Genomic DNA, 23,777 nt, shown 5'->3' on the forward strand with positions numbered 1-23,777 from the left:
AAGTAATGCCATACATTAAAGATGTATTAATCGATGTAATTACAGGTGTATCAGCGCCTGAATCCTCTACTACAACGGACCATGCTCTTGAAGATGGTGAGCAGATTACTGATCATGTGAAAAGTAATCCTATCACTATCTCGTTAACTGGCATTATGCTTGATGATACAGAGGCGAAAGTTTTGAAGTTACGTGAATACAGGGAAAAAGGCGAAATCATCGATTTTAATTATATGACAACCCTAAAACATGTTGTCATTACTGATTTTAATCGTGATTACGGAGCCAAAAACAAAGATGGTTATGCTTTTACAATGACACTAAAACAGATAAAAGTAGCTAAGGTTGCTAAGTTCGTGAGTGTGTCAGTACCAGTTAAGCAACAGACTAAACCAGTTAGTAAAAAGGGGCGTCAACAGACGAAAAAAACGCCAAAATCTACATCGAAATCTAGCAAAAAGAAATATACAACGCCACCAAAAAATAAATCGTCTAAAAAGGTGGGGCGTAAGTGAACGAGTATATTGAGTATATCGATATTGATAAAAATGAAATACCGTACTCTTTTGAAGTTGAGTTAGCAGGAGAAATTTTTGAGTTAGAAGTAAATTACAATCAAGCTCATGATTTTTTTACTGTTGATTTGTTCAAAGATGGTGGTGTACTAGTGATTGGCGAAAAGTTAATTCTTAATCGACCATTATTTCGAAACCATGTAAATATTGAATTGCCAAAAGTACAATTAATACCTAAAGACCGAGCTAATTCAGCTACTCGTATCGCCTACGAAAATCTGAATGAGACGGTCTTTTTATATGTAGGTGAAACAGATGAGTAATTTATACATGCGTAAAACTACATTTTTAGTAAGTGGCCGAGAAATTACGGATCCATTAACTATCAAATTTAATGTTCCGTTTGGTGACAACGAAAAGGTAGATACGATTGATATTCAAGTATATAACTTGAAAGATGAAACGATAAACGCTATTACTACCAATCAAGTAGCTATTTTAAGCGCTGGATATGTAGACGAGAGTGGTGTTATCTTCAGTGGCACACTTAAAAAGAAGGAAACGAAGTGGGAAGATCTAGATAAAATCACGACATTCAAGTGTATTGATTGTAGCTTGGACTATACACAAGGGATTATAAAGAGGACATACGGAAGGAATACTCATGCATCGCTCATTTTGCATGAACTAGCACGTGATGCAGGTCTTGCAATCGGAGACATTGATTTACCTGTTGACTTTATTTATCGTTCAGGCAAAGCGCTCAACGGCAAAATAAAGTTCCTTGTATCTGAAATTGCCAAGGATTGTAAGGCGAAGTTGCATATTAACAAAGGACGACTATTTGTCCGTGACAGTAAAAAAGGTGATAACTTAGGTCTTGATATATCAAAGGAAACTGGCTTGATAGATGAGCCAGAAGAAGTTGAGGAAGAAACAAAAGATGAAAAAGGCTCAAATTTGAAAAATGACAAGAAAAAAACTAAAGGTTACAAAATAAAAATGTTATTAAATCATCGAGTTACAACAGATGTCATTATTAAACTAACTTCTAGAAAGGTTAGCGGAGTGTTCCGTGTATCGAAAGGTGAGCATAAAGGAGATACGTCAGGAACAGAGTACTACACAGAATGCGAGGTGGTGCCATTATGACAAAAACATCAATGACTCAACTAGTAAGCAGTTCAATTGAGGAAAGCTTGATGAATATGAATACGTGCCTTATATGTGAAGTGATTGAAGTTGATATGAACCTTTATAAAGCTGATGTTCTACCTTTAAATGATTCAGAAGCAACACCTATTTTGGATGTACCAATTGTTTTTTGGCAGACAGAGCAATTTGTCATTCAAGTGCCCTTCAAAAAAGGAGATACTGTGCTAGTTGTCTGCTCTCAAGCTGACATAGATCCTCTATTGTTCGGTGGAGGAGAAGCTGCTAGTCGCTCGTTCAGTGCCAATGATGCTCTAATAGTTGGTGGTGTTAATCGTTTTACAAATCCAATTCAAAACGAGCATCCTGATGATGTGGTTATAGGCACTAAGGATTTTCAAACCAAAATTGTTTTAAATGATTCCGGAGAAATTAATGTAAAATCAACAAAATTTATAGTTGAAGCCGATGATATTCAATTTATCGGAGAAACTATCACAGCTAACGGTGAGGATTTGACCGTAGATTTAGTGTAGGAGGTAAGACATGCATACACTTAAATATGATGACAACGGTGATTGGATACTTAACGAGCTAGTACATGGTGATGAGCAACTTATTCAAAACTTGAAACAGTTGTTACGTACTCGAGTAGGTGAATGGTTATTTAATGATAATCACGGTTTCCGCAGATCAGTGATTGAACAGAAGCTACCCAACAAAAAGCAGATTGTTCAAGCTATGCATGACTGTTTGTATCAGGAGCCACGAGTAGCAGAAGTGCTAAGTGTAGATTACGAATTTAATCGCATTAAACGGTTTTTATCCATTAATTTTAGTGCTCGCACTACAAATGGTGACGAGGTAGGGGGTGAAGCTGTTGTTAACCAAATTTGGGTTTAAACGAATGCGTACAGTTGATTATTTACCAATCATTGAGGAACAAGCACGTGAGTTGTTTGGAGAGGATGCAGACTTATCAGATCGCACACCTTTAGGTAAATTCATTCATTTACAAGCGCAACAACGTGCTGAGGACAACGAAGGACTTGAACATGTATATAATGCACGATTTGTTGACACAAGTGAAGGATCTCCATTAGAAGCAAATGTTATGCGCGCATTAATTACACGTAAGCGTTGGCTTAAAGCAACTGGTGAAGTCATCGTTAATTTAGACAAAGGCGCAAAGATTAATATAGGTGATTTATTTAGAACACGTTACAACGTGTATTTTAAAGCGTTAGAGGCTGTTGATGCGGTAGAAGATGGAAACTATCGTTTGGATGTAGAAGCGCTTGAATATGGCGCTATTGGCAATGTAGAACCGGGAGATATTTCAATAATAGTTAATCCACAGAGTGGCATCAATTCAGTAATGAATCCAGATGCTTTTTTTAATGGGCAAGATGAGGAGACAGATGAAGAATTGCAGGATCGTTATTATGATTCCCTTGGTAAAGTAGGAGCAAGACGTGTCGAATCAATTGAAGCAAATGTGCTCGATGAAGTGGAAGGTGTACGTGCTGCCATTGCGATAGAAAATGACACGAACGTTGAAGATGCAGAAGGACGTCCACCTCATTCAGTCGAAACCGTTGTTTTAGGAGGCTTAGATGAAGATATAGCAATGGCTATCTTCAAGAAGAAAGGCGGAGGCATACAGGCTTACGGACAAAAGGTATATACCTATAAAGATAGTCGAGGAATTATACATGAAATTGGCTTTACAAGGGCAACAACAGTCAGAGTGTTTGTAAAAGTATATATCGAAAAGGGTAAACAGTATCCGTTAAATGGCGATGAATTGGTTATTGCTCAAGTAGTCAAATATATTGGTGGCACATACAATGACACACTTTATCCAGGTGTAGGAATGAGTAAAGATGTCGTTTGTACAAAAGCAGAGGCACGTGCTTTATCAATTGATGGTGTTGAGGATGTTAGGATTGAGTTTTCAACTGATGGATTTACTTTTGAACCGCATAACGTAACCATTGCTTTTCCTGAAGTAGCTGAAACTGATGAATCCAAAATCGAGGTGTTGAGCCTTGTCTAATCAACGATTACAAACATTATTGGACCGTATGCCTCGCCAGTACGCTAGAGATGAGGATAGTAATAACTATAGGCTCCTAAAAATCATTGCTGAAAATGGTGTAGAAAATCTTGCTATACAGCAAACGATTTTAAAGTATTGGGATGTGGATCAGGCTGAAGGATATGGCTTAGATCGTCTAGGGAAAGATGAAGGGATAGCACGTGATAGTTGGGATGATGAGGAATACCGCAAAATGATTAAAATCCAGTGCATCCTTAACCTTTCTGAAGGTGATTTAGACACGATGAATCTAATTATGGATGCCTATATGGATAATGATTTCATTGGGTTTGAGGAAGGTTGGAGAGAATTTGAACCAGCTACATTACTATTAAACATCAGATCTTCAGCTAAAAGCATCCCTGATACATTAATCAAAAGAATCAAGACAGCTGGTGTTGGTATATATATTTTCTTAAATGAATTAAATGAATTTTTAATACTACATGCCGGTACTTACGCATGGCAAATCAACTATAAAATATGCGGCCGTTTTAAAACTGCAAAAACTCACGGTGCGTTAGGAAATGAAATATTACGTATACCAAGCGAATCTTATGGTTTCATTATGAACAATCGAATTTGTGGCAGATTTAGAGCAGGAGGTGTGAGGAATTGAATGAAATACAACCGTTGATGATAGATTTAGTACAGCAATTTTTAAGTAATCTTGCAGTAGGTGCAAAGGTTACTATTGATGGTGTCGTTTATGACAAAGAAATCTATCATACTAGCACAAAATATGGACTAAGAAAGTATGTAAAATTGTCAATGGAACAAGGATTAGTAACACGTGCTGCTTTAGTCGATAGTTATGGGCGTGAATTGTATGTGAAAACAATGAACTATCAAAAAGGTTCGCAGGGATATGTAATTGCTTTTCCTCTGCAACTCGAGTCGAAGGAAGTGAAAGTAAGTGAATAAACTAATGAATGGTGAAATACCTTTAAATTTTAAAAAGAATCCGTATGAACGTACACAATGGCACGATGATGTTGAAGATCCTGTTACTGGTGAAGTCATCGATGATGGTACACCGTTCATGTCAGAATTCGCAAATAATTTCGAGTGGGGAATCTATAATGCGTATCGTTTTTTGATTGAAATATATCGACGACAGGAACGTATGCGTGTACAACTAGAGCTTGATGGTCGTGTCCCTGGTAACAGCGGTACATTTGCAGACACATTGGATGGCAGCACGAATAAAATTACATTAGACAAAGCCTTAACGGATATTATTGAGGCTGTTGCAATAGGAACAACTACTTTAAAAGTGGAGAGTGTAGAAGGATTTACAGCTTTTACACAAGTCACTATTTTTGATGATGTGGCTCATGAGGATGTTGTTATCACTGATGTAGGTAAAGATTTCATTAAAGTACAAGCACTGAAAAACGCTTATAAAAAAGGTGCTAAAGTGGCTCGTAGTAATGTCTTGATTGATATGGTCAACGCTGAAATGGGCGTAGGGAATTGGCAAACATTCAATGTTGAATTAGTGGAGGTGGTTTAAGGATGGCTTTATTTTATTATGACAAGTTTACAGCAATACAAAACACATATCCTGTTGTTAACGAATATACACAGAAATGGTCGAGTGAATCATATAGTGGTCAAAATTACATGGGGTCTGGCTACAGTTCGTATACATTCGACAAGACTACAGGTAAGTTTGCTGTTTCTGGTAGTTACATTACTATACAAGGTAGTTTTAATGCCGGAACTATATACAGCGTTAGTGGTAATACCCTTTATAGGGCAGTAGCTAGCCTAAGCGTAACAATGCTTGCAGAATCAACGTGTACAGCGGAACTTACACAAACAGGTGGCGGCGGCACATACTACACAAAAGGCTCGTTGGTACAAAGTGACATCATTGCAGAGGACGGCGCATATCCGGCAAACGGACGACATAGCGACGGTAGTTGGTATGTGAAGAAAACGGCAGTTGGAGCATTACCGCCAGGAACAGTAACAACGGAAACAAGTGCTAGAATAAGACCGAACAACGGCCGTAAATTAGTTATCCTGGATAACGGTTGGTGGGTTGCAGCAACCTATGTAACTGATTATTTCGCTAGGATTTGGGTATCTAAAGACGAAGGTGAAAATTGGGAACAAACAATATATGTTTCGTCGACTATAAAAAACGTCACTATAGCAGCTGTTGGGAACGATATAGCAATATTATATACGACAGCATCAACAGCGATGTATAGTTTATGGAATCCAATCAGTAAGACATGGACAGTTTTGAATAAACAAATTAACGGTAACGCAATGCAAGTAGACACAGCGCCGTCTATGGTGTACGACAAAGCTACTAACAAAGTGCATATCACAATGTCCGTTAAAAATCCAGGCGCTTCGTACAACATAGCGTATGTTTACTCATCTGATAAAGGGAATTCGTTCTCAGCAACTAAAATGTTAACAGGCGCTAACAGTTCAGGACTTGGTAGCTATTCACCTGATATGGTGGTATTAAATAATAAAGTTTATCTAGTATTTAGAGAGGTGTCAGGAGGAACAACTGTTTTACAGTTCATGTATAGCGCAGATGGTGGCGCTAATTTCAACAATACATTTAGAACAGTGTATAACAGCGGTGATAAATCAGTGGACATGCCTATTATCAGGGTGGATGATAAAGGTCGTATAAATATAGCGTTTCATTGTTCAACTACAGCAAATGCAACATCGCACTTAGACACTCGCTATTCTGACGATTTAGGTACTAATTGGAAAGTACCTAGTACACCTATCAATTTATATAACAATGCTTCATTTGCCGATATGACGATAGACAAAAACGGCACGATGATCGTGTTAGGGCAGACAGCTAAAGGTATCATTATGTTTGTTTCTAAAGATAGAGGCGATATATGGACTTCTATTAGCAGTGAAATTGCCCTAGGTGCATACGCACATGTTTTATATGATCCTGAACGTCGTTTTAAATTCGGTGAGAGTATAGAGTATCCACCGCCATTTATCCTAGAAACTACAAGCGGCATACAATTCAAAGGCAAAATAATAACAAACAACAACCCGACAATAGCAATTGCATCACCAACAGATAATCAAACATTATACGAAAATGATGTAATGAATATCTCAGGTGACATGTATGATCCTGACAAAGATCAGTCAGTAACTGCATATTACCAAATCAACAGTGAATCGCGAAAGGTTTTAGCGACTAACCTCAGCCAGACTCAAATACCTTTATCTAAGCAGCTTATGTTTAAAGGTGGAAAGCTATACGATGGAGACACGGCTATCACAGGAGCACTCGCAGAAGGCGTAGCGCACAAATTAAAAGTATGGGCGGTTGATAGCGAGAACGCAACGTCAACAGTAGTAGAGCGTTCATTCTACGTTGTGCCCAACCGAGCACCATTACTTTCAGTAGATACAGTTGTACCAAGTGGAATCATCGATTTAGACAAGTTTAAAGTCAGTGGTAAAGCGTGGGATGAAGATGCTAATTCAAGCGTTAAAGTAACTAGACGTATTAACGCTAATGATCCTGTAGAAATCTATAGTGGTACAGGTGGAGATTGGGAGTTTGAAGTTTCGCTTGCACAATTAGTCGTAGGTGAAAATACGATTGTTGTCGAGGTAATCGACAATTATGGCGCTAAAGCTAGCAAGACAATAAAACTTAATAAAAATGCTGTGAAAACGCCTGTTTTGCAATCTGTCGCTCGTTATAAAATCGAGCCACCTAAAGGTTCTGCAAGAGGCGTTTTATTGTGGGTTCAACGAGACGAGGAACTTGATTTAAAAGTTGAATTATCAATGACTTTAAAGGGAGAACAGGAGCAGTATTCATTACTCGAAGTAGACCCAAAAAACATCTTACCCGTTGCAGTTGGAATTGTAGAAGATGAATATTATCATGAAACTTTAGAACCAAAGGATAATATCATTCTTAAATTAACTACAACTAGGGCTAACGTTAACATTGATCATAAAATCTATTTAATCATGGGGGTAGTTGAATAATGCTTAGACGTAGAAGATTGCCTGATGGCTCTTGGAGTGAACTTGAAAAAGTTGGCTCGCTACCTACAGCCGAAGGTCAAGTCCTATCTTTGGGTGAAGAGTTGGCTCAAGAGAAAGTAAAAAATATTCAAAAAGACCTCTTAATTAATAGTCTTGGTTCACAATTAACACAATTAAAACTTGATATTATAACAATGAAAGGTGGTGGGGAATGATGGGGTTTTGGCAAATCGCATTTATCTCAAAATGGGTAACAGCAGAACAACTACGAATTGCTGTGAAAACTGAAGCTAATCCATTCGGTGAGATTTCACCAGAGGAGTACAAAGAAATTACAAAGCAAGATTTTGAAACGCAAGCTAAGGCTTAGTGTTATTTTTATTGTCTAAATCAGAAGGAAACCTTTCTGTTTTGTCGAATTAGGTAACCTTAAGGGAGATGATAAAATGAAAATATCAGTAAGGTATTTATATAACGAGAGAAGTAATTCTCCAATTGAAAATGGATTAGAAATAATGTATTTTGATGATTACTCTTATGAAGATATCGAAGATGGTACTTTGGAAGAAAGAGAATTAATCGATTTGATCATTAAATCATTAAAAGGACAATACGGATATTATAGCGTTAAAGTAACGAGTTTTTCAGAACTGTAGGCACTCTCAATTGAGGGTGTTTTTTTATGCGCTGTGAGAGCAATCGAGATGGGCAACAGTACACGTTACTGATTCTCGATGCTTCTCAAGGATTTTTATATTATTGAATTTTGGGCAGAGGTGAAGCTATGTGACATTAGCAGCAATCGTAGGGACTAAGTTGGCACAGGAAATGGCCACAAGTAGCAATCCTTGGGTATTTTTAGTTGGGTTGTTATTAATAGGATTAGCATTTGCAGCGAGACGTGTGTGGATGGATATGAAGGATGGTAGAAGTCGTCTAGAGTCTCTAGATCAAAAACATCGAGAAGAATCTCTTGAACGTGAAAAACGACTCAATGAACAGCTAGAAAAATCTATTGAGGCAAATGCATGTTTTGTAGATACACAAAAAGAAATGATAACTGCGCTAAATGGTGTGCAGAATAATTTACATTCGCTTAAAACAACTATGGGAAAACGAATCGATAATCTTGAAAAAATTGTACAAAAGGAAGGTGCGTAAGTATGGATTTAACAAACATTTTTATGATTGCAATGGTCATGGTGGCTATTGTTTTAGCAGTAGCAGAGGTTCTTAAAAGAACATTTAACATTAATACTCAATACATGCCAATCACTTCAGTTGTGATTGGTATTTTTATTGGCTTTGTATTCTGGCCGTTAGCAGATTATCCAGTGTATGTCATGGTGATCTCCGGATTTATTGCCGGGTTAACGGCATCAGGAACATTCGATGTATTAAAGGCTGCTAAAAAGGAAGGTGATTCAAATGAAAATTTCTAACACAGCAATTAATCTAATATCGAAATGGGAAGGGTTTTATGATAAAGCTTATCGTGATCCAGTGAACATATGGACAATTGGATACGGTACAACAAAATGGCCAAACGGACAGGCAGTAAAGCAAGGTGAAACAATCAGGAAAGTAGATGCACTTGAATTACTACGAAAACAAACACAAGAACATGCAGATACAATCGAACAGTATGTTAAAGTGTCTCTAAACCAAAATCAGTATGATGCGCTTGCTTCTTTCCAGTACAATCTTGGACGTAATATCTTGAGAAACAGTGCACTTTTAAATTACTTAAATGCTCGACAGTGGGATAAAGCGTGTGCTGAAATGTTGCTATATTGTAATGCCGGAGGTAAACCACTTCAAGGTCTAGTTAATCGCAGAAAAGATGAAGTCGCTTTATTTAAAAAGCCGACCGTTGATGTGAGTGTTGATGTTAGTAAGAAAATTGAATACCTTGAAATTGATAAAGAGCCAAAAAAGTTCCGCATTCTGAGTGGAAATTACGGAAATCGTGAGGCAATGATAGCAGCTATGAATGTGGCTGTACAACAAGGGTATTTAACTTATGCAGAGTCAGCGCAAGGCAATTCAATTGAAAATGGATGGCGCTTTATTTCTGGTTGGAGTAATACATTGTCAGAAGCCAAACGAATTGCCGAACGTGCTATTTTAGCAAATAAATTAAGTTATGCAACAATTCGTGGAACATCAAAGTAAAATGTTAATGACCAAGATAGCTAAATGCCATCTTGGTCTATTTTCATTTCATTTAACACTTGCTTACGCTCCAATATCAATTCCATAAACTCATCTAAATCTTCCTCTAAAGCGTGATTTTTTATAAAACTACGTGCTCTAGATCGTGCGCTAATGTACTTTGCACGTTCTTTATTCTTTTCCTGCCAGCGTTTATTTGCTTCTGTCTGAGAATTTTTTTCCAAACTTAACCCTTCCTTCTTTTGAAATACACTACGATGTTTAATATCACTAATATTAAACAAAGAGAATAAGTGACAATCATAAAGTAATCAAAAAACTTAGGTTCTTTCCAATTAACCATATCTGTCAAAATATAAATGGCGAATGCTAAAGCAGCAACATATCCAATGTTTTTCATAATGAGATGGATGTGATAAGATTATAGGGAAGGAGGCGTTAACCTCCTTCTACAAGTTATTTGCGACGTTTCTTCTTTGCGGGAGGGCGTCGCTTTTGTTTTTTCTTACTTTTCATATCGCTTATGTTTTTCGCTGTACTTGTTACCAAGTTTGCGATTGTTGCGATAGTTACTAGGTAAGCTAGAATCTTATCGTAATCCACTTTGTTCACCTCCTTTCTATACTTTAATTATACTAGTGCTAGTATAAAAAGTCAATACTTTCCTTCAATTATTTCCATTAAAATTAAATATTTTTATTGCTAAAACAGAACGCTAGTTCTATAATATGTACAAACAAACGTTCTGTTGAGGAGAGGTAATATGGCTGCTAAAACAAAAACACCAACAAAAAAGAAAGAACCAAAGCACCTAGACCGTGATGAATTTGACTTAGAAGAAATCGCATACACATTATCTGAAGCACATGAAGAAAATAAAACTAAAATATTCACCATCTATAAAAAGGATGAACCACTTACAGGTATGGTCACTAAAATGGATGCAAACACTAAATTAATACATATCAAAGATAAATATATGAACATTCATAAAGTACATTTCTTGGATATTCTGAGTGTCTCTGAATGTGATTATTAATGTTAATGGAGAGTGAATGTGATGTTAAAAGACCGTGGGAATATGAAGTGGACAGCGATGATGCTACCATAGCATTTGGTTGAGATTAGAAAATGGAAAGATGAACAATTTCATGATAAAAAGCGAGAATTAACTGAATGGGAACTTGAAGAGATTGAACAAACGATACAACGGGCCTTTAAATTACGACAACTAGTTACATTAACGCTGTGGCAACATCATAATTTACGTGATGAAACAGGTTTAGTCACTGGAATGGATCCGTATAAAAAGGAATTGTTGTTAGATACTGACGCAGCTATAAAACGTATCACATTTGATAAAATCCAAAATGCAAAGTTGGTTGACGACGATGATTAAAGCTGAGGACCGCAGCATATTGGCGTTTCGCATAAAGTGAATAGGATTAAAAAATTCTTATGCGTTAAAAGGTAATCAATAGTATAATGTGAATAGAAAACATTAATTGGAGGATTACTGAAAATGAAGAAATTAATAGCGTTGTTGGCATTTTTCTCTATATTGTTAACAGCATGCAACGGAACAGACAATACAGATAAAACAAAAGAGAAAGAAATTTCGATATCTAATAATATCAAAATCGATAAAGAACTTATATTCGTAAAGTACAAAGTAACAGTAAATAAAGCTAAGGTTTACGAGAAAAAAGGTAAACTGTTAGTTGATATTAAATTAGATTGGACAAACAAAGTGTTACCAGACAAGACATCATTTTTCGTTGCTAGTTTCTTAGATGTAAAACAAGGTGATAAAGAATTAGTTGAAATAAATGATGCTTGGAATCCAGAAAACAAACTAACGAGTGATGTATTTTTTCCAAATGCTTTAGGAGGTGAATGGTCAATCGATTTAACGTATGAGTTAGAAAATAAAGATACACCAATCGATTTAACATTTACACCAAAAACAGAAACAGAAGATAGCGAAACTGTAACAATTGACTTAACTAAATAGCAAATAATTAAAAGGACTTTTGGGAAGTCCTTTTTTAAGCACTTAAAACGGATACGGAAGAACTAATAATGGAACGCTTAAAGAATCACTCATTAGAAAAATAATGAGTGATTTTTTACTGTTCTCAGAGGATTAGATTTAATTATTTACACAAATACTAAAGCATGGACATTGAGACATTACACGCTATAGCAATTTACTACTTTGAAAAAATTAAAACTAATTGTGATTTTATAAAAATCATCCATTATAAAGAAGAGAAAGGAAATTATGTATTTTACGGCTTTTATAAATGTAAACGAGGGATAGGCTTAAAGAGAGTTATTTTAACTCATGACGGCGATTTAGTGGACATTTTCTCGCTTTAAAATGTGGGATTTTGTCGAAAAATGCAGATACTTCGACAAAATTTTTCAATTGGGCTTGTAAGCCATTCCATTCTTATGATTCCAGTGCTACCATAAAAATAACAAATGAAAACAAAAAACCACATCTCAAGGCGCAACTTGAGATGTGGTAATATTCGAGCGACATTCACTCATTAACCAACATTAATTATAATTCAAAACAATTGTTTTGTAAAAGTGAATGTCTTCATTTTAGGGAGGCAAATGATGGAAAACACAATTAAAGTAGCATTCGATGAAATTTTAGATGAACAAATTCATCAAATTGCGTACAGAAAATGCATTAATGATCATGAATACCGAATTGCTAATACAAAAGCAATTACTTTAATGGATATGTTAAAAAGAGCATTATCTAATGATGAACAAAGAATAATATTAAACGATTTAGAAAATGCATTTTACATAGCAGAATCAATCTTTTTGGAGTACTGTTATCGTCAAGGAATCGAAGATAGCCAAATGATTCATAAGAAACTTTCGGTTTTGATGTTACAAAAATAAGTATAAATACTATTTTATAGAATATTACCTTTTAAAAACACTCATTTAAGAAATAAAATGAGTGTTTTTATGATTGGATATTTTTTTAGTATCGTACCTGCTCAATGCTTTTATATTTATATTTAAAATAATGGTACCCCATGGTACCCCAGAAAGTACCCCAATTAAAAGATTTTATACGATGTTATATGAGGTAAAGGAAAATATAAAATAAATTTATTTTAAAATTAATTATTACTTTTAATTGAGTCATTATTTTCACCTCACAAAAATCAAAAAAACAAAAACCCCGCTAAATCAATATTTTTACGCTATAATGTAGGACGAGGTGAAGAAAATGTTTGTTAGTGAGAAACAAATCGAAATTCGATATGCTGAGACCGACCAAATGGGCGTGGTGTATCATGCGAACTACATCATTTGGATGGAAATAGGTCGCTCGCAGTTAGTAAATGATGCAGGCTTTGAGTATGCAGCATTAGAAAACGATGGTTATGTATCGCCGGTGATGGATTTATCCATTTCTTACAAGGCAGCTATGCATTATGGCCAAGTGGCAACGGTACGTACATGGGTGGAAAAACACGATCGTCTACGTACAACATATGGCTATGAAATTTTACATGAAAATGGCACGATTGCAGCGACTGCTCAGTCTGTACATATTCTAGCGCACAAAGAAACGTTACGCCCGGTATCTTTAAGTAAAATCGATCCGGCATGGGATGCGAAATACAAAGAAATCGCACGCGAGACGAAATAGGAGAATCATACATGGAACTTTTATTAGCGACAGGAGCAATTATGGCTTGTTTAGGTGTCGTGCTAGGCGCTTTTGGAGCACATGCACTAAAAGATAAATTTGCGTCACCACACTATGCAGCCATTTGGGAAACTGCGGTGCAATATCATATGTATCATGCATTAGGTTTACTAGGGCTCGGTATTTTATCGAGTGATGCCCTTTTAGGAGCTTCTAGTATGCTTTCTTGGGCAGGCTACTTCATGTTGGCAGGTATTGTGTTTTTCTCCGGTAGTTTATATGTATTGGCCGTTACAGGTGTGAAAAAGCTTGGAGCGATTACCCCAATCGGCGGTATGTTATTTATCGTTGCCTGGGTGCTTGTGGCTATTTCCGCATGTTCTTAAGAAACGCTAAGATCCACTAAAAAATGATATAGTACTTACAATACGAGAGAGGTAGTTCCTATGGAGCTATCTCTTTTTTATAAGGCTCTTTTCTTGAAAATTGTTGCTTTTTTGACCGAAGAAAGAACTAATAGCTGTATTTAACGGAACTGAAAACTAATATAAATATGCCCACAACCATTACAAAAAGGGAAATTTTCTGTAATAATGAAAAGTCTCGGAATTTTTTATTTTGAAAAGCAAGATCAGAAATTATGGAAAATAGAAAAGCTACTAAACAAACCTGCAAGACTCTATTAAGATATGAAGGATTGTATATAGCAATTACAATAATTGCTATAAATGAAAAGATAAACTGCCTAAAATATTTGCTTTTTAACAGCATTTCATCACCTCTTAATTCTCTTATTGGTACGCTTTTGGTTTTTTTATATAAAAATTTCCTCTTAGAATTGCCGTTTTAACATATGATCTACTACTCAATTTTATTCATCTTTAGCTTTTTTAACACTCAAGTCTCAAGTTGATGGGAAATTATCAACCAAGCATCCAGCAATTACTTTATTAACATTCTTAACTGAAAACGCTCATTCTATAATTTCTTTTACTGCCTCTGTTCCATATCCTTTATTTTGTACTGGAGGTATAAATAAGCCCAGTTGGTATACCTTCCGCTGAACTCTTCATATAAATATCTCCACATTAATAAACATCTGCATTAGATTTTATTCAACTTAATCAACGGAGCAACAATCTATACGAAAACAGCTTTTTATAAAGAAGTTTAAAAAAATGAAACAAATTGTCCTTTTTATGCGTACTACATATTGATTAGATTATTTTAACTTCATTCAGCGGGTTTCTAAACACCTACTGAAATAGATGAACTCAGTCTAAGAACGCCACGTCCTGTGGCAACGACTGAGTGACCAACATCACGTTGGCCCAAAGCCTCCGGCGGATGTCACGGAATCGGAAAGGAGTCCACATAGGATGTTAGCCTAAAGTCATCGCATCCATGCGATAACGGCTAACTGACCTGCATCGGTAAGAACGCCACGTCCTGTGGCATTACCGAAATGACCGACATCGTGTCGACCCTCGTGCAGGTCTAAGCACAAAGCCGATTCTGGACGCAATTATGCCGAGGCATAATTGATATGGTAAAATAAGAGTTAAGTATATAAGTTGAAGGTGGGAATAAATATGGGTTTATTAAAAGCAGGAGTTGGGGCATTAGCAGGTGTTCTAGAAGATCAATGGCGTGAATATTTCTATTGTGAGTCACTCTCAGCGGATGTTCTTGTGGAAAAGGGTCATAAACGTACGTCAAAACGAGGGTCCAATAAAGGCAATGACAACATTATTAGTAATGGCTCTATTATTGCTATCAATGAAGGGCAATGTATGATGATTGTCGAGCAAGGGAAAGTAGTGGAGTTCTCTGCGGAGTCTGGAGAGTATGTTTATGATACATCAACAGAGCCTTCGATTATGTATGGCAATGATTTGTCTGAAGGCATTATGGAAACATTCAAGCAGATTGGTAAACGCTTCACATTTGGAGGAGAACCTGCAAAGGATCAGCGTGTTTACTATTTTAATAAAAAAGAAATCGTAGGCAATAAATATGGGACACCGGCACCGGTTCCTTTCCGTGTTATCGACCGTAATATCGGCCTAGATATTGATATTGCAATTCGTTGTCATGGCGAATATTCATATAAAATTGTCGATCCATTATTATTCTATACAAATGTATGTGGAAACGTAGAGCGTGAATTTACAAGAGATGCAATCGATAGCCAATTAAAAACGGAGCTGATGACTGCGTTACAGCCGGCTTTCGCACATATTTCGGCAGGCGGGGTACGTTATAGCGAAATTCCTGCACATACGGTTGCTCTTGCAGATGCCCTTAATAAAGTGTTATCAGAGAAATGGCTAGCAACTCGTGGTTTAGCAGTTGTATCCTTTGGCATTAGCTCTTTAAAAGCATCTGAAGAAGATGAAGCAATGATTAAACAACTACAACGAAATGCAGTGATGCGTGATCCAGGTATGGCTGCGGCACAATTAACAGGTGCTCAGGCGGAAGCAATGATTGCAGCAGCTAATAATGATGGTGGAGCAATGGCAGGATTTATGGGCATGAACATGGCGACACAAGCAGGCGGTGTTAATGCAGGACAGCTTTACCAAATGAATGAGCAAAATAAACAGGCAGCCCAGCAAGGTCAACCGGCGACCAACTCGGGTGCATGGAAATGTGCATGTGGCAACGAAAACACGGGTAAATTCTGTTCAAATTGTGGGACGCCAAAACCTGCAGAAGAAGGATGGACTTGTACATGTGGTGCTGTCAACAAAGGCAAATTCTGTAGCGAATGTGGCGCTAAAAAACCTTCAGAAGCATTACAATACGTTTGCGATAAATGTGGTTGGCAGCCAGAAGATCCTGCAAATCCACCAAAATTCTGTCCAGAATGTGGCGATGTGTTTGATGAGAATGATGTTAAGTAAGGGGATGACTAATGATGCCAACGCAAGATGCTGAAAATGCTAAACAAGTAAAGCTTGATTTTGACGCTGAGTGTCCATCATGTAGTGCATCCATTGAATTTAACCCAGCAACTGGAAAGCTAACATGTCCTTATTGTGGCTATGAGACTGAAATTGCAGCCCCAGAAAAGCAAGAGGAAAAAGTAGCTCAGGAAATGGATTTTGCAATGGCTGAAGAACGTGGGAATTTTAACTGGGGTGTTGAGAAAAAAACAGTCATTTGTAAATCCTGTGCGGCAGAAACGATTTATGATGCATTACAGGTAGCTGATAGTTGCCCATACTGTGGTTCTAATCAGGTTATGGAGGCTAGTGCTGAAAATACACTAGCACCAAACGGGGTATGCGCATTTGAAATAACAGATAAGCAGGCCGGAGAGAACTTCCAAAGTTGGATTAAGGGAAAATGGTTTACACCGAGAGCAGCAAAAGATAGTGCAAAGCCAGATTCATTTAAAGGGGTTTATCTTCCTTATTGGACTTTTGACACGAAAACAAGCTCAAGGTATTCCGCAAGATACGGTAGACATCGCACAGTGACAGATAAAGAGGGGAATACTCGAACTGAAACAGATTGGTATTCTACAAGTGGTTTTTATCAGGAATTTATTGATGATCATTTAATAAGTGCAACAACCCGTTATGATCGTAATATGATGCGAAAAATAGAACCCTTTAATTTACTCAATAATAAAGCCTATAAACCAGAATATGTATCAGGATTTTTATCAGAACGCTACAGTATTGGATTACAGGACGGGTGGAGTCAGGCGAAGCGAGAAATTACTGATCATTTGAATGCACAAATTACTTCAAAAATACGTTGGGAACATAATGCGGATGTAGTATCCAATTTACATTTCTCAACAACACATGATGATATTACATACAAATATCTAATGTTACCAATTTGGCTTTCTTCATTCCGCTATAAAGAGAAAATTTATCGATTTATGGTAAATGGACAAACAGGTCGAGTAGGTGGGGATGCTCCAATTTCACCACTTCGTGTAACAATTGCTGTCATCTTATCATTAATTGCGATTGCGATTATTTGGTATTTCTTTATGTCAGAATAGTCATGAGCAGTATTCCTGTAGGGTAAAATCCATACTTTGGAATACTGTTTTTTTACTGGAATGGGTGAAAGGCTGAATAATTTTAGGGTATAGGATGAAAATCTTTAGTATCACGGCATTCGCTTTGGATTGTTGCATAATTTATAGAGATAAGGAATTCTGAGGGAGTTTTTTTATACAGCAATACATGAAAAGTTCAACAAATCCATGTTTTAGAATGAGGATAAACAAATAAATACGTATTTAAGCAACCTATTATATGGGAAAGTCGTTATTACTGATGAATTGTCAGAAAAATGGGCTTAAACATAACCATATGTTCTAATGTACTAGTGTGTTATCAAAAAAAGATTATTTTCATCCTTATTTAGTGTCCTAGAAGGATTGAGTAGAAAGCTTGTAATTTTATTAATAAATCAGTTAGGTAGAAGTTTGTTAAATTTCAGGACAGATTTATTCCATAAAATAACGTCATGTGAAGTTGCCAATTTACTTTAAACAAATTATTATACAGTCAGAGAGCTTTTTTTCATGTAATGAGCTGTGAATGTAATGTTATTCTTGGATAACATCGTGTATGGAGGTTTCGACAATGGATGCAATAGAAGTGTTAACAAATTTAGATCAAATACATGGGTATTTTCAACCTATATTTAGCGCGGATGCGCATACGGTGATTGCCTACGAAATTTCCGGACAGTTACAAATTGAGGGTCAACAAATTAATTTGAAAGATTTTGTGAATAACGAAGATATTCCAGAAGAATATCGTATTGACATGGAACATAAAATTTTACATGCTGCATTAGCCAAAGTAGAAGAAATCGGACAGGATATTGATATTTATATTCCAAGTAACCCGAACTTACTGATGCAGGATTTCGGTGAAAGTCATTTTAATATTATTCAACAATATATAAGTGAAGAGGATTTACATCGTATTGTATTAGTTGTTTCTGAGCATCGTTTTTTAGGCGACATTCATAAGTTGCACCATGCAGTACGATACTTTACGACTTTTGGTGTCAAAATTGCCGTTCAGGAAGTAGGAGCGGAGAGTCATTTAGAGCATATTGCTCTATTATCACCACAAATATTAAAGGTCAATATTCGAGACTTAAATTATGATTCTTGGTCTGCACAGTCAGATATGATATCCGCAATAGGTAGCCTCGCTTATAAAATTGGCGCAAATCTCTTATTTGAAGGAATCGAAACTGTTTATCAATTACAGTTTGCTTGGAAGAATGGAGGCCGATTTTATCAGGGGCGATACTTGGCAAACCCTGCATTAGCATTTGTAGAGAAGGATATTTTAAAGGAGCGTTTTAAGGAGGAGTGCCAGCAGTTTATTACCTCCGAAAAGAAGATATTAGAGGCGCAATATTTTGAGTTAAAGAAGTTGAGGGAGGAGCTAGAAGCGATTGTCCATCGTGTTAAACCTTCTAGTGACAACATCACACATTTAGAGCATTTAGCGCAGCTATTGGATACTTATTCGTTCCGAGTATATATTTGTAATGAAGATGGTTTCCAACTATCTCCAAACGTAATGCGTATAGATGGACAGTGGGAGTTGCAGCCAAGAGCCATCAATAAAAACTGGAGTTGGCGTCCGTACTTCTTACAAACAATCATAAAAATGCGCAACGATCAAAACGGAGAAATCTCAGAGCTTTATCGAGATATCGAGACAGGGGAAATTACAAGAACATTTTCAATTGCTATTAACGAGCATGAGTATTTGTTCGTCGATCTTTCGTATGATTACCTATATGAACATAATATATTTAGATAGTTCTATTAATGCTTATATTTCAATGTTTAATGGGTACAAGAGAAAAAACTTGTACCCAAAAATTGTGTAGAAATGATTAGTTCTATAGCTAAAAAATGAATACATCACGTTCCAACGCTGCTCGGCTAGTAATAACCGAATCAGCGTTTTTTAGTGCTTTTGCACAGCAGGGAATATTTAGTGTGAATTAGATGTTGAAAAGTACGAGATTATCGCTACTTTTGACAGGTCAGTTGCTACTGCAGTTCTACTTTGTCATTTGGTTCGGGGACAAGCGCTACGAATGTTGAAGGAGCAGGTAGTGGTGGTACCCCTCCACCTAAGTGTATTCCTGGCAAGCCATGTCCAATCCAATAGGTAATTAAATTGTGATATAAAAATTTTTAATGAGATACTTACCCTATCTAAGGGAATATCAAATAAAAACTTAATTTTTTCAAAGGACATAACTAGCTGATATCCAAGAAAAAAGAGAAATCGATGTCTTTCGAGTTCTCTTTTTTCTTGAATTCATTAAGTTACTCTATTTACTCTTTATTTACTCTTTATTTACTCTATCCTATTTTTCTGTTAATGGCCGTGTATTTACGAAGATGTCCTGCTCTTAACGCAAAGCCCAATTCGTTTTCTACCTTCGAACAATTTTCCTCGGACAGAAAATCGAGTAATCGAAAAACTGGTTCTACATCGATTTTTCGTTGTCGATAGATGGCACCCGTTTTTCTTCTGAAAGCTTTGTTCTTACACATAATATTACAGGGGTACAAAAATAATTTGTACCCCCGATTTGTTCTCTATTTATTATTTTAAAGGAATTCCAAGTCCTAAGGCAGAAGCGATGGATACAATAGAGCTAATAACACCTAGTATACTAGTTAATTTCTCTAATGGTTTTTTAGCTTTCTCTTTATCTCCATTTTCTATATGAGTTTGAAGAAGTTCAAAATTAGCTTCTGCAATATCACGTTGTTCATCTGATAGGTGTTGAATTTCTTCGTGAAGTTGTTGTAAAGCATTAATAATGTCATTAGGTAAGCTAGCTATCCCTTGATTGAGTGTACCATTGTTTTCAATAGTTATATTACCTTTGTTTTCTCCAAAAGTTAAACCACCATATTTACTAGAATCACCCATATAACCATCTCCTAAGATAATAGTAACTTTCCCAAGCTTTGATACTTTATCTAATAATTGATCAGAATTTTCTTTGGCTAAAATATCGATAATTTCTCTTAAACTCTCAGGTTTATTTTGATACCTTAACCCGACATTTTCTTTTTTGTTATTAATTTTTTTTTTGAAAAACTTTGTCTGAAATCATCACTTAATTCGATTATTGGAATAGCGTTTAAAGGATCAAAACAATTTTCCGTACCACAATACTTGCAGGGAATGGAATCAATATTTTCGAGTTCAGATTTATTAGCAGTTAAAATACTTCTACTACATTCCTCGCAGTGAAATTCTAATTTTATAACGAGCGCTTCTTTTTTTTCTAATTCCGATAATGTATCAATAACTACTCCAAGAGGTAAGTTAGTTATTTTTGCAATATAACTATGGTAAAATTTTCCTATTTTACTAATAGCAATTGCCTCAAGTGCATTATCTATTTTTTGAGAAATTTCCCATGGCTTTAAATTGCTCAATACTTTTACCTCGCAGAATAAATTTGGTAAATCAATTTTTCTCTAATATAATCCAATACAGGCTCAGACGCAAATACATTGAACTTAAATGTCTTTGTATTTACGCCGATTCGAATAGAATATTCTTGTTTCACACCATCAACACTATGTTCAAATAATATGGACCCTTTTTGTTTGGATAGATAAGGTTCTAAATAATTGTATAATGGTAAACCTCGTAGTTCTCTAATACTACCTAATCCTATTGTTTCAAGACCACTTAACAGTAACAAAGTAAAAGGTGTTGTTTCTAAAATGCCTGTAATATCTTCGCTATTTAAATTTTGCTCTAGAACTGATAATTCACCATTAGTATAGTATTCGTCAATTGCAGAAAGTATACTCACAATTGATTGACCCTGTGTTTCTTCAAATGTATTGACTGATCCTGATGGTCTACCTGTAGCATCAATAAGCCTTCCTTGAAGGGTATCAGCTAAAGACTCAAGTGTACCACCATATTTCTCTAACAAATCATACTGTTTGAATTCATATTTTTCATCGACAATTTTAGTTAACCAAGCAATAATTTTTTTGGCAACAGCTGAACTTGCTCGTACTTCAATTATTCCCATGTCTTCATCAATATAAACTGTTGTAATTTCGTGCTTAATGTATTCCCTTCGATTAGTTAAAAAGTAATCAACATTAACACCAGTTCTATGAATAAATCTTAAATAATAAGCTTGAGAACCTTCAATTTCAGCAGCAGCAATAATTGTAGGATCAATAGGGACACTTTCGCTAATTGGAGTAACTACTGTTTCGAACGGGTTAAATGGCATTGTACCAATAATACTCTGTTTAAATCCTATTAAACCAGTACTATTTGTCGCCTGGTACCAAGCTAAAGAAACTGCTCCAGAGAAAATATTATTGCTGATCATTTTAAGTACTTCGCCATCTATATGCTCAAAAGCGTCCCACACTCTACTTGCTAATTCATTTACATTGCCGGTAGATTCTAAAGTCATTTTATTACAAATCTCTTTGAGTTGAGTTTTGTTTAATTTATTCAAGTCTTGGGGGAAAATTAAAGATTTAATTGTATTCATTTAACACCCTCCAGAATTATATTCTGTATTCGAAGAAATTATGTCGTTTTATTAATAAATATAATAGTATATGTTTGTAATACCCAGAAAATAACATAAAAGTGTTGATTGACATGGAAGTATGAATGAATTGGAACTTATATGCGTCGAAATGAACAAAAAACAGTATAATTCTTTGTTCCTGTGTGTTGTCAACGGTTTTTGAAAGAAATATATACTACTTATTAGGGAGTATTGAGCTTTTATTAGGTATCATCTTCAATTCTTTTTGTGAAAAGTGAATAGAGCGGGGGGAATTATTAAATTGAGAAGTGTCTTGATCAGGAGAGAACAAAGAAATTGAATTAAGATCCTCAACTTGTTACTTAATTATTCAGCATTGTGTAAATGGGGATACAAAGGAGAAGTTTAATCTCAAATGTACCCCAGTTGATTTTCCTTTAAATACTTTAAATGAAGAAATGTAAGTAAAGATTTGTTCCTACTATTAAAGAATCTCTGTTAATTCTGAATTCACAAACCTTTGTGCAGTAATAAGAACTCCTGAAGCTGTTCTTCCGTATACACTATATAATCCGCCAGTTTGATTAGGAACGATTTCAACTTCATATTGAGCCGAATTTCCTACTTGGAGTTACAAAATTAGAGGCATTGGCATTTGCGCTAAATGCAGTTGGGATAGTAATTGTCTTGAACCGTTAAGTCTAAAAACTCTTACTACTCCAGTTAGTAAACCTCCAGTTAGATTGAGAATTTTGACATGAACGCTAGCTGCATTAGCTGGTGATTTCCTGTATTTTCAATTGGACCAGTATTTAAAGGCAATTAATATTCACCTCCTTCAAAGTAAAAGATTTATAATCTGCAGATAACACAAATGCTCTAAACGCTTTAATCAATTTTCTATAAAAATGTAGAAATTGATTAATAGAACTATTTAAAATATTTCTGCTTTAGCAAGCGATTGAACTATTACATTCAACCTTTCGGAGTATCTCCTATATTCTCTCTACTATTTTAATGATGGTGTATTATGGATATATTTGAAACTTCAAGAATAACTTCGCGTCTAAGGAAATATGGAGGTGAAAATATTTTGAGGAAGATAGTTACAATATTGTGTATATCCTTGATTTTGATAATGAGCGGATGTAATCATAATTCGATACCAAAAATTTCTGAAGAACAGGCAAAATCAGTTGTGTTAAAAAGCCACGCAAAAAACATTGGTAAAGTTGAAATTAAGTCAGTTAGTCATAAAGGAAACGAGTATATTGTTAAATGGGAAAATAAAGAAAACTGTGAGAACGGAACGGACTATATTAATGACGAAAACGGCAAAATAATAAATGGTGAAACCTCAATATGTTAATTTCACTTGAAATAGACCTCTTAGTTTAGGTCTAAGTTATTGCGAGTTATAAGAGTGACTGAAATCGATAACAATACGCGCAACACTTCTCGATGCTTTATTAAATTGGGCAGGAGTGATGATACCCAACGATCCTCTTATTGATAAGAGTTCCTATTCTGGTATAATTAGCTGAGAGAGAGGATGATCAGT

At 35.7% G+C, this 23,777-nt stretch carries 31 protein-coding genes and 2 pseudogenes; 26 read left to right on the forward strand and 7 right to left on the reverse strand.

Annotated features, from left to right (window positions below; translation table 11 throughout):
- Positions 1-5: 5 nt before the first annotated feature.
- The 16 genes from ACIQLB_RS18600 to ACIQLB_RS18675 all read left to right on the forward strand — a co-directional run bounded on the left by ACIQLB_RS18600 (position 6) and on the right by ACIQLB_RS18675 (position 9,957).
- Positions 6-515, forward strand: a complete 510-nt coding sequence (locus ACIQLB_RS18600) for a phage baseplate protein (protein WP_400729044.1) — start codon at positions 6-8, stop codon at positions 513-515.
- The gene (locus tag ACIQLB_RS18605) at positions 512-838 is read left to right on the forward strand and encodes a phage baseplate plug family protein (protein ID WP_400729047.1); all 327 of its coding nucleotides are present in this window, start codon (positions 512-514) and stop codon (positions 836-838) included. Before ACIQLB_RS18600 ends, ACIQLB_RS18605 begins: the two co-directional genes overlap by 4 nt.
- Positions 831-1,667, forward strand: a complete 837-nt coding sequence (locus ACIQLB_RS18610) for a phage protein (RefSeq protein ID WP_400729050.1) — start codon at positions 831-833, stop codon at positions 1,665-1,667. Before ACIQLB_RS18605 ends, ACIQLB_RS18610 begins: the two co-directional genes overlap by 8 nt.
- Complete coding sequence (locus ACIQLB_RS18615; RefSeq protein ID WP_400729053.1) at positions 1,664-2,203, forward strand: Gp138 family membrane-puncturing spike protein; 540 nt, start codon at positions 1,664-1,666, stop codon at positions 2,201-2,203. Before ACIQLB_RS18610 ends, ACIQLB_RS18615 begins: the two co-directional genes overlap by 4 nt.
- 10 nt (positions 2,204-2,213) lie before the next feature.
- On the forward strand, positions 2,214-2,570 hold the full coding sequence (locus ACIQLB_RS18620; protein WP_400729056.1) for a contractile injection system sheath initiator: 357 nt from the start codon (positions 2,214-2,216) through the stop codon (positions 2,568-2,570).
- Positions 2,548-3,726: a baseplate J/gp47 family protein gene (locus ACIQLB_RS18625; RefSeq protein WP_400729059.1), complete on the forward strand. Its 1,179-nt coding sequence runs from the start codon at positions 2,548-2,550 to the stop codon at positions 3,724-3,726. The genes ACIQLB_RS18620 and ACIQLB_RS18625 overlap by 23 nt, the downstream gene beginning before the upstream one ends.
- A complete protein-coding gene (locus tag ACIQLB_RS18630; protein ID WP_400729062.1) occupies positions 3,719-4,387 on the forward strand; it encodes a hypothetical protein in 669 nt (222 codons plus the stop codon). The genes ACIQLB_RS18625 and ACIQLB_RS18630 overlap by 8 nt, the downstream gene beginning before the upstream one ends.
- Positions 4,384-4,692: a hypothetical protein gene (locus ACIQLB_RS18635; RefSeq protein ID WP_400729065.1), complete on the forward strand. Its 309-nt coding sequence runs from the start codon at positions 4,384-4,386 to the stop codon at positions 4,690-4,692. The genes ACIQLB_RS18630 and ACIQLB_RS18635 overlap by 4 nt, the downstream gene beginning before the upstream one ends.
- Positions 4,685-5,284, forward strand: coding sequence for a hypothetical protein (locus tag ACIQLB_RS18640; RefSeq protein WP_400729068.1), 600 nt, complete (start codon positions 4,685-4,687; stop codon positions 5,282-5,284). Before ACIQLB_RS18635 ends, ACIQLB_RS18640 begins: the two co-directional genes overlap by 8 nt.
- A 2-nt stretch (positions 5,285-5,286) precedes the next feature.
- Positions 5,287-7,782 (forward strand): sialidase family protein, encoded by a 2,496-nt coding sequence (locus tag ACIQLB_RS18645; protein WP_400729071.1) that lies wholly within the window; start codon positions 5,287-5,289, stop codon positions 7,780-7,782.
- A complete protein-coding gene (locus tag ACIQLB_RS18650) occupies positions 7,782-7,997 on the forward strand; it encodes an XkdW family protein (protein WP_400729074.1) in 216 nt (71 codons plus the stop codon). Before ACIQLB_RS18645 ends, ACIQLB_RS18650 begins: the two co-directional genes overlap by 1 nt.
- A complete protein-coding gene (locus ACIQLB_RS18655; protein WP_400729205.1) occupies positions 7,997-8,152 on the forward strand; it encodes an XkdX family protein in 156 nt (51 codons plus the stop codon). The genes ACIQLB_RS18650 and ACIQLB_RS18655 overlap by 1 nt, the downstream gene beginning before the upstream one ends.
- 76 nt (positions 8,153-8,228) lie before the next feature.
- Positions 8,229-8,438, forward strand: coding sequence for a hypothetical protein (locus ACIQLB_RS18660; protein WP_400729077.1), 210 nt, complete (start codon positions 8,229-8,231; stop codon positions 8,436-8,438).
- A 130-nt stretch (positions 8,439-8,568) separates the two neighbouring features.
- A complete protein-coding gene (locus ACIQLB_RS18665) occupies positions 8,569-8,943 on the forward strand; it encodes a hypothetical protein (protein WP_400729080.1) in 375 nt (124 codons plus the stop codon).
- Between the two features lie 2 nt (positions 8,944-8,945).
- Positions 8,946-9,224: a hypothetical protein gene (locus ACIQLB_RS18670; RefSeq protein ID WP_400729083.1), complete on the forward strand. Its 279-nt coding sequence runs from the start codon at positions 8,946-8,948 to the stop codon at positions 9,222-9,224.
- Positions 9,211-9,957, forward strand: a complete 747-nt coding sequence (locus ACIQLB_RS18675; RefSeq protein ID WP_400729086.1) for a lysozyme — start codon at positions 9,211-9,213, stop codon at positions 9,955-9,957. The genes ACIQLB_RS18670 and ACIQLB_RS18675 overlap by 14 nt, the downstream gene beginning before the upstream one ends.
- 20 nt (positions 9,958-9,977) lie before the next feature.
- Here ACIQLB_RS18675 and ACIQLB_RS18680 read toward each other — a convergent pair whose 3' ends face one another.
- Entirely contained in the window at positions 9,978-10,181 is a 204-nt protein-coding gene (locus ACIQLB_RS18680) for a hypothetical protein (RefSeq protein WP_400729089.1), read from the reverse strand.
- Between the two features lie 232 nt (positions 10,182-10,413).
- Positions 10,414-10,560, reverse strand: a complete 147-nt coding sequence (locus ACIQLB_RS18685) for a hypothetical protein (RefSeq protein ID WP_400729092.1) — start codon at positions 10,558-10,560, stop codon at positions 10,414-10,416.
- Positions 10,561-10,720: 160 nt separating this feature from the next.
- On the opposite strand from ACIQLB_RS18685, the gene ACIQLB_RS18690 reads away from it, so the two are divergent.
- The 9 genes from ACIQLB_RS18690 to ACIQLB_RS18730 all read left to right on the forward strand — a co-directional run bounded on the left by ACIQLB_RS18690 (position 10,721) and on the right by ACIQLB_RS18730 (position 19,470).
- Complete coding sequence (locus ACIQLB_RS18690; RefSeq protein WP_400729094.1) at positions 10,721-10,996, forward strand: YolD-like family protein; 276 nt, start codon at positions 10,721-10,723, stop codon at positions 10,994-10,996.
- Positions 10,997-11,071: 75 nt separating this feature from the next.
- A complete protein-coding gene (locus tag ACIQLB_RS18695) occupies positions 11,072-11,356 on the forward strand; it encodes a YolD-like family protein (RefSeq protein WP_400729096.1) in 285 nt (94 codons plus the stop codon).
- A 123-nt stretch (positions 11,357-11,479) separates the two neighbouring features.
- Positions 11,480-11,971 (forward strand): hypothetical protein, encoded by a 492-nt coding sequence (locus tag ACIQLB_RS18700; RefSeq protein ID WP_400729099.1) that lies wholly within the window; start codon positions 11,480-11,482, stop codon positions 11,969-11,971.
- Between the two features lie 614 nt (positions 11,972-12,585).
- The gene (locus tag ACIQLB_RS18705; RefSeq protein WP_400729101.1) at positions 12,586-12,882 is read left to right on the forward strand and encodes a hypothetical protein; all 297 of its coding nucleotides are present in this window, start codon (positions 12,586-12,588) and stop codon (positions 12,880-12,882) included.
- A 337-nt stretch (positions 12,883-13,219) separates the two neighbouring features.
- Positions 13,220-13,645: an acyl-CoA thioesterase gene (locus tag ACIQLB_RS18710; RefSeq protein WP_400729104.1), complete on the forward strand. Its 426-nt coding sequence runs from the start codon at positions 13,220-13,222 to the stop codon at positions 13,643-13,645.
- Positions 13,646-13,656: 11 nt separating this feature from the next.
- Positions 13,657-14,031, forward strand: a complete 375-nt coding sequence (locus ACIQLB_RS18715) for a DUF423 domain-containing protein (RefSeq protein ID WP_400729106.1) — start codon at positions 13,657-13,659, stop codon at positions 14,029-14,031.
- 1,206 nt (positions 14,032-15,237) lie between these two features.
- Positions 15,238-16,554 (forward strand): SPFH domain-containing protein, encoded by a 1,317-nt coding sequence (locus ACIQLB_RS18720; RefSeq protein ID WP_400729109.1) that lies wholly within the window; start codon positions 15,238-15,240, stop codon positions 16,552-16,554.
- 14 nt (positions 16,555-16,568) lie between these two features.
- Positions 16,569-17,672, forward strand: a complete 1,104-nt coding sequence (locus ACIQLB_RS18725; RefSeq protein ID WP_400729208.1) for a TFIIB-type zinc ribbon-containing protein — start codon at positions 16,569-16,571, stop codon at positions 17,670-17,672.
- 592 nt (positions 17,673-18,264) lie between these two features.
- Positions 18,265-19,470 (forward strand): EAL domain-containing protein, encoded by a 1,206-nt coding sequence (locus ACIQLB_RS18730; protein ID WP_400729111.1) that lies wholly within the window; start codon positions 18,265-18,267, stop codon positions 19,468-19,470.
- Between the two features lie 554 nt (positions 19,471-20,024).
- Here ACIQLB_RS18730 and ACIQLB_RS24650 read toward each other — a convergent pair.
- The 5 genes and pseudogenes from ACIQLB_RS24650 to ACIQLB_RS18750 form a co-directional block, all read right to left on the reverse strand.
- Positions 20,025-20,215, reverse strand: a pseudogene (locus tag ACIQLB_RS24650) (IS5/IS1182 family transposase); the annotation flags it as partial.
- Between the two features lie 56 nt (positions 20,216-20,271).
- Positions 20,272-20,604 carry a hypothetical protein gene (locus ACIQLB_RS18735; protein ID WP_400729114.1) on the reverse strand — a complete coding sequence of 111 codons (333 nt, stop codon included), beginning with the start codon at positions 20,602-20,604 and terminating at the stop codon, positions 20,272-20,274.
- A gap of 125 nt (positions 20,605-20,729) precedes the next feature.
- Positions 20,730-21,119, reverse strand: coding sequence for a hypothetical protein (locus tag ACIQLB_RS18740; RefSeq protein WP_400729117.1), 390 nt, complete (start codon positions 21,117-21,119; stop codon positions 20,730-20,732).
- Between the two features lie 5 nt (positions 21,120-21,124).
- The gene (locus tag ACIQLB_RS18745) at positions 21,125-22,213 is read right to left on the reverse strand and encodes a hypothetical protein (RefSeq protein ID WP_400729120.1); all 1,089 of its coding nucleotides are present in this window, start codon (positions 22,211-22,213) and stop codon (positions 21,125-21,127) included.
- A 487-nt stretch (positions 22,214-22,700) separates the two neighbouring features.
- Positions 22,701-23,038, reverse strand: a pseudogene (locus ACIQLB_RS18750) (ATPase).
- A gap of 208 nt (positions 23,039-23,246) precedes the next feature.
- On the opposite strand from ACIQLB_RS18750, the gene ACIQLB_RS18755 reads away from it, so the two are divergent.
- The gene (locus tag ACIQLB_RS18755) at positions 23,247-23,585 is read left to right on the forward strand and encodes a hypothetical protein (RefSeq protein ID WP_400729122.1); all 339 of its coding nucleotides are present in this window, start codon (positions 23,247-23,249) and stop codon (positions 23,583-23,585) included.
- The last annotated feature ends 192 nt before the right edge of the window (positions 23,586-23,777 follow it).

It is taken from the genome of Lysinibacillus sp. NPDC092081 (assembly GCF_044755845.1).
Classification (GTDB): domain Bacteria; phylum Bacillota; class Bacilli; order Bacillales_A; family Planococcaceae; genus Lysinibacillus.

Excerpts from the sequence above, each read along its gene's own strand:
- ACIQLB_RS18690 (WP_400729094.1), top strand. The coding sequence starts at position 10,721 with ATGGCTGCTAAAACAAAAACACCAACAAAAAAGAAAGAACCAAAGCAC.
- ACIQLB_RS18715 (WP_400729106.1), top strand. The coding sequence starts at position 13,657 with ATGGAACTTTTATTAGCGACAGGAGCAATTATGGCTTGTTTAGGTGTC.
- ACIQLB_RS18755 (WP_400729122.1), top strand. The coding sequence starts at position 23,247 with ATGGATATATTTGAAACTTCAAGAATAACTTCGCGTCTAAGGAAATAT.
- ACIQLB_RS18655 (WP_400729205.1), top strand. The coding sequence starts at position 7,997 with ATGGGGTTTTGGCAAATCGCATTTATCTCAAAATGGGTAACAGCAGAA.
- ACIQLB_RS18735 (WP_400729114.1), bottom strand. The coding sequence starts at position 20,604 with ATGGGTGATTCTAGTAAATATGGTGGTTTAACTTTTGGAGAAAACAAA.
- ACIQLB_RS18600 (WP_400729044.1), top strand. The coding sequence starts at position 6 with ATGCCATACATTAAAGATGTATTAATCGATGTAATTACAGGTGTATCA.
- ACIQLB_RS18700 (WP_400729099.1), top strand. The coding sequence starts at position 11,480 with ATGAAGAAATTAATAGCGTTGTTGGCATTTTTCTCTATATTGTTAACA.
- ACIQLB_RS18670 (WP_400729083.1), top strand. The coding sequence starts at position 8,946 with ATGGATTTAACAAACATTTTTATGATTGCAATGGTCATGGTGGCTATT.
- ACIQLB_RS18620 (WP_400729056.1), top strand. The coding sequence starts at position 2,214 with ATGCATACACTTAAATATGATGACAACGGTGATTGGATACTTAACGAG.
- ACIQLB_RS18610 (WP_400729050.1), top strand. The coding sequence starts at position 831 with ATGAGTAATTTATACATGCGTAAAACTACATTTTTAGTAAGTGGCCGA.
- ACIQLB_RS18675 (WP_400729086.1), top strand. The coding sequence starts at position 9,211 with ATGAAAATTTCTAACACAGCAATTAATCTAATATCGAAATGGGAAGGG.
- ACIQLB_RS18725 (WP_400729208.1), top strand. The coding sequence starts at position 16,569 with ATGCCAACGCAAGATGCTGAAAATGCTAAACAAGTAAAGCTTGATTTT.
- ACIQLB_RS18660 (WP_400729077.1), top strand. The coding sequence starts at position 8,229 with ATGAAAATATCAGTAAGGTATTTATATAACGAGAGAAGTAATTCTCCA.
- ACIQLB_RS18710 (WP_400729104.1), top strand. The coding sequence starts at position 13,220 with ATGTTTGTTAGTGAGAAACAAATCGAAATTCGATATGCTGAGACCGAC.
- ACIQLB_RS18705 (WP_400729101.1), top strand. The coding sequence starts at position 12,586 with ATGGAAAACACAATTAAAGTAGCATTCGATGAAATTTTAGATGAACAA.
- ACIQLB_RS18645 (WP_400729071.1), top strand. The coding sequence starts at position 5,287 with ATGGCTTTATTTTATTATGACAAGTTTACAGCAATACAAAACACATAT.
- ACIQLB_RS18745 (WP_400729120.1), bottom strand. The coding sequence starts at position 22,213 with ATGAATACAATTAAATCTTTAATTTTCCCCCAAGACTTGAATAAATTA.
- ACIQLB_RS18615 (WP_400729053.1), top strand. The coding sequence starts at position 1,664 with ATGACAAAAACATCAATGACTCAACTAGTAAGCAGTTCAATTGAGGAA.
- ACIQLB_RS18650 (WP_400729074.1), top strand. The coding sequence starts at position 7,782 with ATGCTTAGACGTAGAAGATTGCCTGATGGCTCTTGGAGTGAACTTGAA.
- ACIQLB_RS18730 (WP_400729111.1), top strand. The coding sequence starts at position 18,265 with ATGGATGCAATAGAAGTGTTAACAAATTTAGATCAAATACATGGGTAT.
- ACIQLB_RS18720 (WP_400729109.1), top strand. The coding sequence starts at position 15,238 with ATGGGTTTATTAAAAGCAGGAGTTGGGGCATTAGCAGGTGTTCTAGAA.